Here is a 14,030-nt window from a genome sequence, read left to right as displayed (position 1 = left end):
CAACCCCGAGACCGGCGACGCCGGTGCCGCGGCGAAGGCCAAGGGACTCCTGAACGGGCCGTGGCGCCCGGGTCGGAAGAAGGTTCGCGCCGACACGCTGGCCAAGCTCGTGTGGCACGCCAACAACGGCGGAGCACCCACGTGGATGGAGAAGATCAACCCCAAGACCCTCGTCCTGATCGACGAGGCGGGCATGGCCGCGACCACCGATCTGGCGGCCGCGATCGACTACATCACTTCCCGCGGCGCCCAGGTGCGGCTCGTGGGCGACGACCGACAGCTCGCCTCGGTCGCCGCCGGCGGCGTCCTGCGCGACATCGCCCACCAGATCGGCGCCGTCACCCTCAGCGAAGTGCACCGCTTCCGCAACCGAGACGGCAGCCTCAATCACGCCGAAGCGGCCGCCACCCTTGCGCTGCGCGACGGCGACCCGTCGGCGATCGCGTTCTACGCCGACCGGGGCCGCATCCATGTCGGCGACCTCGGTGCCTGTGCCGACCAGGCCTACGCCGCGTGGTCCGCCGACCGTACCGACGGCACTGACTCAGTCCTGATCGCGCCCACCCGCGACATCGTGGCCGAGCTCAACACCCGCGCCCGCAACGACCGCCTCGCCGCCCTCGACGAGAAGGAGATCGGGCCCGTCTTGACGCTGGCCGACGGCACCAAGGTGTCCGAAGGTGACCGGATCATCACCCGCGAGAACGACCGCCGCCTACCCATCAGCCGCACCAACTGGGTCAAGAACGGCGACCGCTGGCACGTCAAGAAGGTCAACGACGACGGATCCCTGAGCGTGGTCCACGACCAACTCGGCACGACCATCACCCTGCCCGCCGACTACGTCTCCAGGACCGTCCAGCTCGGGTACGCCACCACGGTTCACGGCGCGCAGGGCATCACCACCGGCACCTGCCACGTCGTCCTCACCGGTGACGAAGACCGCAACCTGCTCTACGTCGCGCTGTCGCGTGGCAAGTTCGCCAACCACCTCTACCTCAACGTCGCCAGCGACGGCGACCCGCACAACCTGATCAGGCCTGAGGCACTGATCCCGCCGACCGCACTCGACCGGATCGCCGAGATGCTGCGCCGCGACGGCTCGCCGGTCTCCGCGACCACCACGCTGCGCGAGCAGACCAACCCGCACCAGTTGCTCGGCGACATGGCGGCCCGCTATCACGACGCCGTCACTGCCGGCGCCGAGAACCTCATCGGTCCGGTCGGCATGGACAAGATCGACGCGCACGCCGAAACACTCCTCACGGGACTCACCGAGGCCCCAGCTTGGCCGACATTGCGCTCCCATCTCGCCCTCATCGCGCTCGACGAGCACAGCCCCTTGAAGCTGCTGACCACCGCCGTGGGTGTCGGGTCGCTGGCCGATGCACGCGACCCCGCGGCCGTGGTCGACGCCCGCATCGACGACCTCGTCGCCGAACTCACCGCGGCCCGGCCACACAATCCGGACGCTCCCCCGCCCCCTGACGGGCCGCTTGCGTGGCTGCCCGGCATCCCCGCCCGGCTGGCCGAGGCCCACGACTGGGGGCCGTTCGCGGCCGCCTACCACCAGCTCGTGCGAGAGCAGATCGACGCCGTACGCGAAGCGGCTCGGGGGTGGACTGGCGCCACCGCGCCCGTGTGGGCGCAGCCTTTCCTCGAGGACGAGGACGCCGACCTGCGGGCCGATCTCGCCGTGTGGCGGGCAGCGGCCAGGACTGACGAGAACGACCTGCGCCCCACCGGCGACCGCACCATCGGCGCTCCGGGCGCCTACCAGGCCAAGCTCAACCGGGCCGTCCGCTCGGCACGTCCCAGCTACCCCTTCTCCCAGCGCACCTGGTACCAGGTGCTGCCCGAGATCGTCCGCGCCGACCCGTGGATCACGCCGCTGTGCCAGCGACTCGCCCGGCTCGAGCGCGCAGGGCTGCCCGTGACGGACTACATCAAGCAAGCACTCGCCAACGATCCCTCGCTCTCGGGCGGCCAGTCCGCCATCGACGCGGACACGTCCTCAGCCGCGCGGCCGCTGCCCGACGAGCAGCAGGCAGCCGCGCTGTGGTGGCGTCTCGTTCCGCACCTCGGGCCGGCTGCACTCGGCGCTGACGAGCACTCCGCGAACCTGCTGCAGCCCACCTGGCGCAGCGCGCTGGCCGAACTCGTCGGCACCACCAAGGCCGAGTACCTGCAGAAGGCGCCCGCGTGGCCCGCGCTCGTGGCGGCGGTTGACGAGGCCTGCGAGCACCACAGCTGGAGTCCGACCGAGATCCTTGCCAGCGCACTGGCCGGCGTACCGCAAGACGGATCCGTGGCCGGTGTCGAGGTCGCCGACGCGCTCGTGCTGCGCATCGCCATGCTCACCGACCAGCCGACAGAACCGCCCGTCCATGGTGACGAACCAGCGCCATACAGCGACGCCGACGTTCCCCCGGACCCGGACATGCTGCCGCCCGAGGACGCCGACGAGTTCTTGGCCGCCTTCTACCGAGACCAGGCCGACGACACCAACGTCCCCCTCGCCCACTCCCCCACTCCGGACGACTACGACACCCTCCCGGCCGAGCCGGTCGCCTGGGAGCCGGACCTCGCCGAGCAGGAGCCAGCGCCGTACGACGATGGCGCGGCCCCTCACTACCCGTACGTCGAGGACCCGTACGCGACCCCCCTGCCGTGGGCACAGGCCGCCGAGGTCACCGCCGAGCACGCCTTCCCAGACCCGAACCAGATCCCGGCCGAGCGGATCCACGAACTTAACCAGCAGGCACTGGCCCACTTCGAGTCCTGCTACCCGCGCTCGTGGGCACCGGCCTATGTCCGCGAGCGGCTGGGGACCGACCTCGCCGACCACCCCACCTACGCCGTCGGGTACGCACCCGGAGGTGGCCGCAGCTTGATGCGGCACCTCACCGAGCAGGGAGCCACCATCGACGAGCTCGAGCAGGCCGGCCTCGTCTCCCAGCGTGAACGCAACGACGGCACGACGTACTACCGCGACTTCTTCCGCGACCGACTCATCATGCCCATCCGCGACCCCCACGACCCGAGCGGGCAGGCGATCCTGGGCTTCGTCGGCCGCCGCAACCCCAACAAGACCGACGACGACTACGCCGGACCGAAGTACCTCAACACCCGCACCACTCCGGTCTTCACCAAGGGCGAGGCACTCTTCGGGTACGCCGAAGCCCGCGAACCTCTTACCGACGGCGCGCTCCCGGTCATCGTCGAGGGCCCCATCGACGCGTTGGCCATCACCCTGGGCAGCAACGGCACCGCCGTCGGCATCGCCCCGATGGGAACCGCGCTCACCGTCAACCAGATCAGGCTGCTCCGCTCCCACATCGACATGGTCGACGGGCGCGACCGCATCGCCGTGGCCACCGACTCCGACCCGGCCGGCTGGAAGTCGGCGCAGAAGGCCTTCTGGCACCTGGCCGCCGCGGACCTCGACCCCACCCATCTCGACCTGCCCGACGGCCTTGACCCGGCCAAGCTGTTCGAGACCCAGGGTGCCGACGCGATCACCGCCGCCACCGAGAATCGGTCCCCGCTCGGAGACGCGATGATCGACCACCTGCTGCGCACCGCAGGGCACTGGTCCGAGACCGATGTCCGCCAGAAGCTCATCCACCAAGCCGCGCGCATCCTCGGATCCCGCGGCTCCGAACACTGGCTCGACGGCTTCGAGCGTCTCCGCCAGAAGCTGCACCTCGCGCCCGGCATCCTCGAACACCAGACCGTCACCGAGAGCATGGAGCGCGACCACAACCGCCCCGCCTACGCCCAGGCTCGCATCGATGAGATCAACGCCGAAGAGCGCAAGAAGACAGCCAAGGCCGATCCTCAGTCCCGGCACCGGGCAGCCGAGCAGCGACTCGCAGCGACAACCACCTCGCCCCGGGCCGGTCACGACGTGCCGCCAACAGGCCCCGATCACGCGGGTCCCGCCCGGTGACAGCACCTCGCTCAGAATCGCTCTGACGAACTTGGGGCAACGAATCGTCATCTCAGGGCCTGAATCTGCCCTCGAACCTTCGCCAGGAAGCGTTCTGGTGGAACTGCGAGCGCATCTCGCCCGACTCGCCAGCGACCGACTGACGGCTGGCCGAAGGGGCGTTGTTGTCGAGATGCAGCCAAAACGAGGCGATCGAACTTTCGCCTCAAGAGCACCGGTTCGATGAACATTTGCACTCGCTGTCGGCCCGGATGGACTCTGCTGCCTGCTATGAAGGCGAACGCCGCGGCCCGCACCCTCGGCGGTCTCGACCTAGACCGCCTGTACGACTCCGGCTTCGCCAGATTCGTCCGGCCATTCCGGGAGTGGTCTTCTATTCCCGCACCTCGCGTCGGACCTGGGTGCCAGAATCTCCCACACAGCACAGCACGCCGGTTGGGGCTCACCAGGACGGACGATGATGGGCAAGGGAAAGGGCAGCAGCGCCGGTGAACGAGCCGATAGCGAGCCGCCTGCGGGCTGGGACGCTGAGCACGTCGCGGCGTACGAGAGTTTCATGCGCCACAAGCTCAAGAGCGGGTCGACGCTGAGGGAAGACATCCCAGGCGACCGCGGCCACGAGCTGGCGTCGTATCGCGTGGCGTGGGACGGCAACAACGTCGTCCTCCTCGCCGCCGGAAAACACGAGGACGACGCCGTCGGGTTCACCACCTGGGACGACTCCGCGGATAACCTCGAGAACTTCACCCGCGGACTGCTCCGGGCCAGGGCCCGGCGAGATGGACCCATCACCGCCCCGGTCGCGCTCCTGCACCGCGCCGACAACAGCTACAACCGTCGCGCCATCTCGGTCTCCACACCCGCCTCGAGCAAGAGGGCCGCGCCTGGCAGGGCAGGTCGCTCGTCGCGCAGCCAGGTGGCCGACGCCAGGTCCCGCCACCTGGGGTACCTCTCCGATCGGTTCCTGCGAGAGGTTGGCGTCGACACGCTCCCGGCCCTCGCGAAGCTCGCCGGCTCGCGCGGCGGTGAAGTCCTGTGCACCGCCATGGTCTTCGACGTCGCCGATCTGATGCTCGACCTGCCTGTCGAACGGGTTCTAGCTGCCGCGATCGAGTCGTTCCTGGCCGAGCACGGCATCGACACTTGGCAGCAGCCGCGCCAGCACACGTCCCGGTCCGAACAGACCATCCGAGCCCTGGACCGCATCCGCACCTACGACAACGACCACGTACCGGTTGAGATCCTCACCCTCGGCACCGCCGTCGACGAGTACGGCCATCGCACCCTCAGGCTCACCGACCCGCACACCCTGCACCACGCCGGCGACGTCGTCGACGGGCACCTGCTCCTCAACGACGAACGCGACCGCCCACAAGTCTTGGCCCTGCTGGCTCAAGCCGACGTCGCAGTCACCCAACCGGCCGACCCGGTCCAGCCAGAGCAGCCGGCTGCGGCCACTGGCCCGGGCTCCGCCGGCCAGTGGCCGCAGGACCTCGTCCCAAACCTTCGCGCCCGATTCGAACCCGGGGCGGTCCGCGTCCAGACCGGCCACCCCGAGAACTCCAGGGATGAGTGGATCGCGATTTACAACTCGGCCACAGGGCGCCTGTGGGTCGAGGACGGGCGCCTGGCAGGCGCCGCAGCCACCTACGTGGCGCGCCTCGGGATCGCTGTCTCCTCAATCGGTTTGCCAGAGGAACCATGGCGGCTCCACCGTGAAGTGCCCCGGCACATGCTGACCGACCCCCACGCACCCACGCCTTCACCCCGCGACGCGGCCGTGCATCTTCTCGCTGCGAACCGGTCCCTCGTTGGCGAGCACATCCTGGCTCCTGTCGCCTGGCACAAGCGGCCCCGGCACCAGTCCCCCGGTCCCGAACCAGACGACCACTTCTGGGTCCTCGAACGTTACGTGCGCGAGCGGACCATTCTCTTCCCCGGGACGCGCCTGACCCTGCGGAAGGCACCCTGCCGACTGTGCGGCCAGACCACCGCCGAGTTCACGACGCTGGTTTGCCAGGAGCCGCTGGCGTACTGCCACGACTGCCTGCTCGGCGCCGTGGAAGGGAAGTCCGCCACCGCCAGCCGGGAACGGGCCGCTCGCGCAGTCCGCGCGCTCGCCGAGGTCGAGTTCGACGGTGTCCCCATGCTCGAGGGCCAGCTCGCGACCCTCCACGTGAACCCCGGCCAGCCCGCGGCGGCCACGCGCGTCGACCAGCTGCTCCTTCTCAGGTTCGCCATCCTTCGTGGCAAGTACCCCTGGACGCACATCCTCGAGCAATCCGGCATCGCGCCCGAAGGTCTGCGCACCAGCCGAGGGACGCTTATCCGTGCACGCGACGGCCATCTGTGCCTGTCGCTGCGTGAACGCGCAGTGTGCGACTTCCTCCACCAGCACGACATCGACCACGACCGGGAGCCGCTCTACCCGACCGATGAGGTGCTGAACCCGAACGGTCGCAGGCGAGCAGACTGGATCCTTGCCGACGGCACCCTGGTCGAGCTGTGGGGCATGCCGAACGACCCCGTGTACGCAGCGAAGATGGTCGAGAAGCGGCAGCTGGCGCAGCGCCACAGGATCCGGCTCGTCGAACTAACCGACGCCGAGCTCCCCCACCTGCCGCGGATGTTCGCACCGTGGCTCGGGCCGGATGCCCTCGACGGAGCCTCCGGGGACGGGACGACGTGGACCTGGTCGCCTGCGACCATCACCAGCCCCGCCACCGCTGCCCGCAAGGCCCAGCAGGACGCCGAACGTGACGCTGCCCGCGGTACGGGACGCCGGGGCGCAGCGGCGCAGAACTCCTACAACGTCAACGCCCGTAACGAGCGCGTCGCTCGCAGTCAGCGGGCTCTTGAGCTCGCTGCTGCCGGACGCACGCGCAAGGAGATCGCCGCCGAGCTCGGCGTAAGCCCCGATGCGGCGAAGGAGCTGCTGCGCGACGCACGTTTCTACGCCGACCCCGCCACCGACCTCGCCCGGAGGGAGCTGGTGGCCGCGGCCACCGCCGCACGCCAGACCGGCCGGACCCGCGCCCAGTTCGCAGCCGAGCAACAGCTGAGTGAGAGCAAGGCGAAGGAGACGTGGCGCGACGCGGAGATCCTCGATACCTAAACGCGCAGATCAGCTTCGGTTCAGCCCCGCGGCGACGGGAGTCAAGGGCGTGCTTGAAGTGTCTCGGCGGCGTCGATCGCGCGGGCGGGAGGGGCCGGGTTGAACACCCGTAGCACCGACACTCTGAAGCTTGTTGGGTTCAGGTCTGCTGGGGTTGTTCAGTCATCGGGAAACTCGCAGAGGTCGGCGTCGAGCAAGCGCCCGGTGATCGTGACATCTGCCGAGACCAGCATGCGTGCTTCCTCTAGGTCGTTGGCGCAGACGAAGTCGGTAACCGTCCGCTCCGGTCCGGGGACCGTTTCCCAATGCCCGGACGAAAACCCTTCCTCGCAGTAGAGGACGCCTTGGCACACGTAGGGATCCTCCACGTACTCCTGTCGCGATGTCTGCTCCGTCCAGCTGATCTCGTACGCCTGGAGCTCGTCGGTTTCCCTCTGCCGGTTCGCGGGTGGTCGCGTGGGGTCGCCGTCACTGGACAGGTTGGCGGCGACCACGAAAAGCACTGAGAGGAGACCGAGGAGGGCAGCGCCGACCACCGCGTAGCCTCGCCTGCCTATTCCGGCGGGACGGGCACCGGTCTTCTCCGATCGAGCCGGCACCACGACCGCCTCGGGCGAGCGGGCATTCTTAGGCTGGTCGCTATGCGGGGGGCGCTCACTCGACGCCGTACCGGCGTGACCCGCCGTAGGAGGCGCAGCGCTTCCTTCGGCGTGTTCGCGGTCGCCAGGTGCGGCGGCAGCCTGATCCGCCGGGGGTCCAGCGGCTCCCAAGCCCCGCACGCGGGCGCCGCACCAGGTGCAGAAGGCCTGACCCGGTCTCAGCGACAGCTCGCGCGAGCAGCTGGGACAGGTCGACGGCGACGTCACTGCGCCACCTCGCTCGACGTGTCCCCTGCGCATGGCTCCGGCCCCAGCCGGGTCGACGCGCAGCTCTCGACCGGTGGGCGCGAGGCGCTCAGTAGGTCCATCCGCCCCTCAACTTCCTCCACGTCACATGGTCGACGGCGCCGGTCTGGGGCAACCCGTTGTCACGTTGGAACTCCCTCACAGATGCGGCCGTCTGCTCCCCGTAGTACCCATCCACGGCTCCAGCGCTGTACCCGTGGACTTTCAACCATCGCTGGACCTTCTCGACGTCGCGCCGCCACTCGCCGCTGAGCTCGATGCTCAGCACGACAAACCCGTTGGTGCTCTGCGGCTCGGATTGGGTCTCCGAACCGGACAGCCAGTCGGTGCTGGGTGGCACGTCCCGACCGATGAAGTACGCGGCGCACTCCTCGACCGCCGACAGTGCCTCCTCGTTGCCCTCGACCCACGACGCGATGGTGTCGTGGAGGATGCCCCCCTCCGAGGTGACCTCCTCCGCCTCCTCGGGGCCCACGGTCCACCCGGGGCTCGCCTCCTGATACGGCAGTGACAGGTACACCTGCCACAACACCTCGCAGCGACCTTCATCCGTGTCGACGGCCGGGTCGTCGACGTCGTACTGCGTCCCGATGTAGCGACGCACCGTAGTCGAGAACGGAGTTCCCGCCCCGACCCCCTCATCGGAGCTCGTGTCCTGACTTCGCGTGGGCTCATCACGGGGCTCGACCTGCGAACTCCCGGGATCATCGACAGCTTTCTGAGGGGCCTCCCTACTCGCATTCCAGAACAGCATCGCGGCCGAGCCACCGACGATCATGAGTACGAGCAGCGCCACGAGTAAGGAGCGACCCCGTCGCCGCGCCGGCCGCGCCGTTGCAGGGCCGACAGTTTCCACCCTCGAGGGTTCGGTGGCGAGGTCGGGCTGGCCGGCATCCAGCATGCCGCCGCACCAAGGACAGAACGGGCCAGCCCTCGACGACTCAGCCGAGCATTGCTGACAACGCCGAGACCTCATGACTCACTCCCAGACTGCACAGCCCTGACTCAGCATCGTAGGTCGGATTTGTCGCGTGCGGGACAGGACAGGCCAGAGGTTTGTCCGGGCCGCGCGAGCAGTCGATTAGCCGCGAGTTCTGGCGGCCGTCGCGGCACCGTCGCGCCCGAGCTCGCAAAACGGTGCCCCCGGTGGCCCACGTGGCTCTGGAAGGACGTCACGGACCTTCACCACCAACGCGTGGAGGGACGCGTCTCAGCTCAGACCGTCCTAGACGTACTGGCGGCGAACTCACGGCGAAGCAGCGCTGGTGGGAGCGCTGGGATGCGTGGCCGCCTCGCCACCCCTAGGACGGTGCCAGGTAAGACACCCGACCGACTCATCCTTGTCGTTCGCCCCAGCTCAGCCGAGTGGGTGCAGCGCCACCCGCAGGGCCTCGACCTTCGGCTCGGAGGGAGGGGCTCCGGTGCCGGGCTGGCTGCTCACCACGAGTTGCTGTCCCGAAGGCAACCCGAAGACGCCGACGCGCCAGCCGGTGAACTCCGACGGCCAGTCACCGCGATTGGTCTCCCACGTGGCGAGGGCGGGCAGAGCAAGTCCCGCCGCCACGTTGAACCAAGCAGCGCCGAAGGCGAACACCTGCGGGACGGCCACCTCAGCGACCGGGTCCAGGACGAACTCGCGAACGATCGCGGGAGGAGAGGCGAGCCCGCCCGTCAACTTGGGCGAGTGCCAGGGGTAGAGCTCGAAGTTCAGAATGTCCCGATGGCCCGCGAAAGGATCACCCAACCAGCGCCGGGCAAAGTGCTCGACGCGCACCCAGTAGGCGCTCTGCTTCTTGTGCACGGGGATCCAGGATGCTGGGTCCTCTGGTGGACTGCGGTGGAGGCAGTGGCTGTAGCCCGTCTCCAGGATCCGCCGCGTCCAGGTGCCGGTGGGGCCTTGGAGCTCGTCGTAACCGACGCCGGGGTTGAGCCCGAGGACGACCAGCCGGGGTTGGCGAACGAGGCCGCGGAGGTCTCCCACCCACGGGTCAGGGTATTGATCCAGGTCGACTGCACCGGAGCCGCGGCCTCGATAGCTCTTGAACCAGTCATCGAGGGGGCTACGCCAGGCGTCCTGCCCGGGCTCCCAGGTCGCGACAACCTCGTCCCAGAGATCAGCCACCCGCTCGCGTGCACTCATGACGACCACTCGATCACAACAAGTCGAGCATGTGCTGCTCTTCGCTGGTGAGGACAACGGACCTGCTCGCCTCGACTGGCATGCCTCAGGGTCGCACGACGCGATGGGTTGGCGACCGCCATGGGCAGATCCGGTAAACGGCGGTCCACCGCATCCCTGACCCTCTCCCAAGCGTCGTACGCATCGACTCGACGCGGCAGCGACGAGCTAGGCATGCCCGGGTGCGCGCTTTCGCGCCGACCGTCCGACCGTGCGGGCATGATAGGCAGCGACAGACCGGACCGAACCGGGAGGAGGCGAGGTGGACGCGCTCGAACTCATCGTGGACGAGGGACGCCCCGTCAACGCAGGGCGCTTCTTCCAGTTGGGCGCTGACCTGCTGGCGCTCCTAGACGAACTGTCCGACGTACCGGTGGCGTGGCGCGTCGAAGACCTGCGCATGGGCTCGGCGGTCGCGCGGGTTGCCCCGCCGGCGACCACGTCTGAGGAGGGGCGCTGGCTGCGGCTCGCCGTCGTCTCCCTGCAGGCGGTCCAGAAGGGCTCAGGACTCCCCGACGACTGGAGCCCTGACGCGATCAAGGTCGCCCACCGCTTCGTCGAGCACGGCCAGCCGACCGAGGACGAGACGGACTGGGTGCCGCCCCGGCTTGTCCTCGTGGGGGACGCGAGCCAGCCTCCCCCCACCGTGGACCTGACCTCTGACCTGGGCGGGCGGCTGGCAGACCTGCAGCCCTTCGAGCGCCGGATGCCCGGGTCAGTGCGGGGCATGCTGGTCGGGCTCAACGTGTCTCGGGGCAACCGAGCATCCCTCCGGCTCCCGAACAACCGGATCGTGCGCGTTGGATTCGAGACATCTCTGCGTGGCGACCTGAAGGAAGCGATGCTGCAGCAGGTCGAGATCCGCGGCTTGGTTCGCCAGGACGGTGACGGCCGGGTCTTCCACATCCGGGCGGCGGACGTTGAGGTTCTGGTGAAGCCGGAGACGCGCTGGTCCGACCTGTTCGGGATCGACCCGGACTTCACGGGTGCCGCCACGACAGAGGAGTACCTGGAGGCCAACCGTGGGGAGGCCTGACAAGATCGGCAGCGCCCTCTTGGACGCCTCGGCGCTCATCGGCGTCATCAAGGGCGAGCCGGAATTCGAGTGCCTGAAGTCGCTGCTGGCCGCGGTGGACCGCGAGGAGGTGACGCTCGTGGAGTCCACAGCGATCCTCGCGGAGGTCGTGCCCGAGCACGGACGGGACACCGAGTTGCACGCCCAGGCCAGGGACGTAGTGCGGGCGCTCCTGGAGTCGCCGACGACGCAGTTGGTGGACGTCTCGACCGCGGTCGCCCGCAAGGCGGGGGACCTGAGGGTCAAGCACGGTCTCCATACGTGGGATGCGGTGCATCTCGCCACCGCGATCCTCGCGGGCGTTGACGTCCTCATCGTTCGCGACCACAAGTTCCCCGGGGGCGAATACGAGAGCGTCTACGTCACCGGACCATTCGACATCGACGACGACAAGCTCTTTCGCTCTTAGACGGGGCCAGTCGACGGACCCGCGCCCAGTTCGCAGCCGAGCACCAGTTGAGCGAGAGCAAGGCGAAGGAGACGTGGCGCGATGCGGAGATCCTTTAACGCCTACCCGTCGTGTCCCTAACCTGAGACCTAGGGACCTGGGCGAGCGCTGCCGAGGACCAGACGCATCCTGCCGGCGCCGCTGCGCTGAGCCGAACTAGAGCCGGCGATCACTCCAGTGAGATGCAAATGCTCGGCGGGCACCCCAACTGACGCGCAACGCGGGCAAGGCGACCTGCAAGGCGGTTCCCCTCCGCAGCCGCGCTCTGGACTTGGAGCGCGGCGGAGCGCTCGGCGTCAGCGTCTCCAGCCGCGACCGCGCTTACCAATAGTGTGATCGCCTCCAGTTTGTCGCGGTAGTTGGCAACCACGTCAAGCACGACGGCGCGCAAGCGCGGGTTTGCTAACCGACTGGCAAGCTCGGCCATGGCCCGGACCTTCGGCTCAAGTACTCCGAAGATCGGACCGGCCTCCTCAACCCAGGCGGGTCCGCTGACGTTCGGATCGAGGTAGTCGGCCACGATCGGTGAAAGCGCCTCGTTCCAAGACCGACTGTGGGTACGCATCCTCGTCATCACGCGGCCGTCTGCTCCGCTGACGGCGGGTTGAGAGGGGGTGATGGATTCGTCGACAACATCGGCCGTGTCTGATGGAACGTCAGCGTTGACCCGCTCGTCGGCGGTACCGGCGGGACCGAAGTCCAGTTCCTCTAGGTCGCGAACCTCGATCTGTGCCACGCCCTCGTACTCGCTGACCGTCCCAGTCACGCACACGTCGTCGCCTTCGCGGCTCGCCAGGTCGCTGTCGCCGATGTCCCAAACGACGATCACGAAGCGGCCGTCGTCCGGATAGTCCCGGCCGACGTTAACGAAGACGTCATCCGCGTCGGTTCGGACGCTCTTGACTGGTCCGCAGACCGTAATCTTCTCGCCCACGTGATCGAGCGCTTCGTCCCAGTTGCCGGAGCCGCTCCCACTACATGCGGCAAGAAGCCCGATGACAGTCAGTGCGGCTGCCAAACGCGGCCGTGGAATCCGTTGAGGTCGGCTCACGCCTCATCGTGGCGCAACGAGCCCGAACCTGTCAGCGGTTCAACGGACGAAGGGGATCACCTGTTGGCGAGCCGAGATCCGGCTACGCCACCTGCGACGATTCCTGCGAGTGCGATCAGCGCCAGAACGGTGCGCTCGGCCGATGGCTCCAGGTCCATGTCAGAGATCACCGACACCAAGAGCAAACCGCCGACGATGCTCGCCAGTACCCAGCCGAGCATCATGCCCCCGAACACAAAGAGCACTTTCCTCACGCCCGACCTCCCCGTCCGTTTCGGCTGCCTTAACCGCACGGTAGTGGCCTCGCCGACATCTCGCGTGGCAACGCCGAACCGGGGACTCGGCAAGGTCTGACTGCCGGGCTTCGTCACCCCGGGATCGCTCGGCGCCGAGTACTTTGACGACAGGACCGGATCATGGCCGTTTCGTCACAGTTCGCAGCGGCTCGTCCGTCAATCTTCTCTGCATCTCGACAGTTGTCGAGATGCAGCGAATCTCGAGCAAACGTAAAGTTGCTCAAGATCTACTGGTCGAGTCGACTTTGATCGGGTCTGTTGCGCCCTAGAGGTCGGCGGGGCTATCAGGGATCTTGACTCGACCGGACAGAGGGTCTTCGGCGCGCCATTGTCGGTAGGTATCGGGCAGGTCGCCTTGCGGCGGGAGGTGCTCCACGAGCGCGTCCGCGCTCGGAATCATGCTCAGATCGAGGCAGCGCCCGGCTATCACCATCAGCTCAAGGGGGCGGCCCATACAGATGCGACAAGTAGCCCGTTCTGGCGGTTCTTCTCTCGCCGCGTGGTCGCGGGCCTCCAAACACGCCATGCTCCGCGCATGCTGCTACGCGGTCGACATGAAGTCGTGCTCGAGAAGGAACGGGTGAAGTTGGTCCCCAAACGGATCTTGAGCCGGTCGGAGACCGTGGAGGTGCGCTACCTAGACGTAGTCGGAATCTCGATCGTTGAAGCGTGTTCCAGGGAGCTCGGGAAGTTCACCCTGCGGCTCGTCGACGGGAGGGACATCACGACGACCTTCCCGAAGCGGGCCACACTCAAGATGAAGGCCGTCCAGCATCAGGCCTGGAAGCGGGTACGGACCGCCCGGGCAGCAAGCCACGAACGCTAGATGACCGAGGAAGAAGGCCGCGCCGGCGGAGCGTCTCGGGGAAAACGCTCCGCCGGGCGGTTGATGCGGATCCTCCGGGCACATCCGGGGGGAGGAGGAGGATCTCCGAGGCATGGTAGGGGATGTACCCGGCCGTGTGCCGAGACGCACCAAAGCGCATTCACCTCCCGCGTAGCGGGCAAG

At 68.2% G+C, this 14,030-nt stretch carries 10 protein-coding genes; 5 read left to right on the top strand and 5 right to left on the bottom strand.

Features of this window, described 5'->3' with window-relative positions; all coding sequences use genetic code 11:
* Both AC57BS_RS00340 and AC57BS_RS00335 read left to right on the top strand, forming a co-directional pair.
* The coding region (locus tag AC57BS_RS00340; RefSeq protein ID WP_496409566.1) for an AAA family ATPase at positions 1 to 3,952 on the top strand (3,952 nt) is incomplete at its 5' end.
* A 556-nt stretch (positions 3,953 to 4,508) separates the two neighbouring features.
* The gene (locus tag AC57BS_RS00335) at positions 4,509 to 7,067 is read left to right on the top strand and encodes a hypothetical protein (protein WP_496409565.1); all 2,559 of its coding nucleotides are present in this window, start codon (positions 4,509 to 4,511) and stop codon (positions 7,065 to 7,067) included.
* Between the two features lie 158 nt (positions 7,068 to 7,225).
* On the opposite strand, the gene AC57BS_RS00330 is transcribed toward AC57BS_RS00335, so the two are convergent.
* From AC57BS_RS00330 to brig1, 3 genes are all read right to left on the bottom strand, one after another.
* Positions 7,226 to 7,603, bottom strand: coding sequence for a hypothetical protein (locus tag AC57BS_RS00330; protein WP_496409564.1), 378 nt, complete (start codon positions 7,601 to 7,603; stop codon positions 7,226 to 7,228).
* A gap of 418 nt (positions 7,604 to 8,021) precedes the next feature.
* A complete protein-coding gene (locus AC57BS_RS00325; protein ID WP_496409563.1) occupies positions 8,022 to 8,768 on the bottom strand; it encodes a peptidoglycan-binding domain-containing protein in 747 nt (248 codons plus the stop codon).
* Positions 8,769 to 9,329: 561 nt separating this feature from the next.
* Positions 9,330 to 10,112, bottom strand: a complete 783-nt coding sequence (brig1, locus tag AC57BS_RS00320) for an anti-phage DNA glycosylase Brig1 (protein WP_496409562.1) — start codon at positions 10,110 to 10,112, stop codon at positions 9,330 to 9,332.
* A 301-nt stretch (positions 10,113 to 10,413) separates the two neighbouring features.
* Between brig1 and AC57BS_RS00315 the strand changes: the two genes are divergently transcribed.
* Together AC57BS_RS00315 and AC57BS_RS00310 are read left to right on the top strand one after the other, a co-directional pair.
* On the top strand, positions 10,414 to 11,187 hold the full coding sequence (locus AC57BS_RS00315) for a hypothetical protein (protein WP_496409561.1): 774 nt from the start codon (positions 10,414 to 10,416) through the stop codon (positions 11,185 to 11,187).
* The gene (locus AC57BS_RS00310; protein WP_496409560.1) at positions 11,174 to 11,635 is read left to right on the top strand and encodes a type II toxin-antitoxin system VapC family toxin; all 462 of its coding nucleotides are present in this window, start codon (positions 11,174 to 11,176) and stop codon (positions 11,633 to 11,635) included. Before AC57BS_RS00315 ends, AC57BS_RS00310 begins: the two co-directional genes overlap by 14 nt.
* Positions 11,636 to 11,843: 208 nt before the next feature.
* Here AC57BS_RS00310 and AC57BS_RS00305 read toward each other — a convergent pair whose 3' ends face one another.
* Together AC57BS_RS00305 and AC57BS_RS00300 are read right to left on the bottom strand one after the other, a co-directional pair.
* On the bottom strand, positions 11,844 to 12,608 hold the full coding sequence (locus AC57BS_RS00305) for an OB-fold nucleic acid binding domain-containing protein (protein ID WP_496409559.1): 765 nt from the start codon (positions 12,606 to 12,608) through the stop codon (positions 11,844 to 11,846).
* Positions 12,609 to 12,781: 173 nt separating this feature from the next.
* Complete coding sequence (locus tag AC57BS_RS00300; RefSeq protein ID WP_496409558.1) at positions 12,782 to 12,979, bottom strand: hypothetical protein; 198 nt, start codon at positions 12,977 to 12,979, stop codon at positions 12,782 to 12,784.
* 577 nt (positions 12,980 to 13,556) lie between these two features.
* On the opposite strand from AC57BS_RS00300, the gene AC57BS_RS00295 reads away from it, so the two are divergent.
* Positions 13,557 to 13,847 carry a hypothetical protein gene (locus tag AC57BS_RS00295; RefSeq protein WP_496409557.1) on the top strand — a complete coding sequence of 97 codons (291 nt, stop codon included), beginning with the start codon at positions 13,557 to 13,559 and terminating at the stop codon, positions 13,845 to 13,847.
* Positions 13,848 to 14,030: the final 183 nt, after the last annotated feature.

The sequence above is a fragment of the Nocardioides sp. BGA-UO-ETr-FS32 genome, assembly GCF_059567905.1.
The sequence above is the reverse complement of the archived record's forward strand: the minus strand, read 5'-3'. Positions and strand labels throughout refer to the sequence as shown.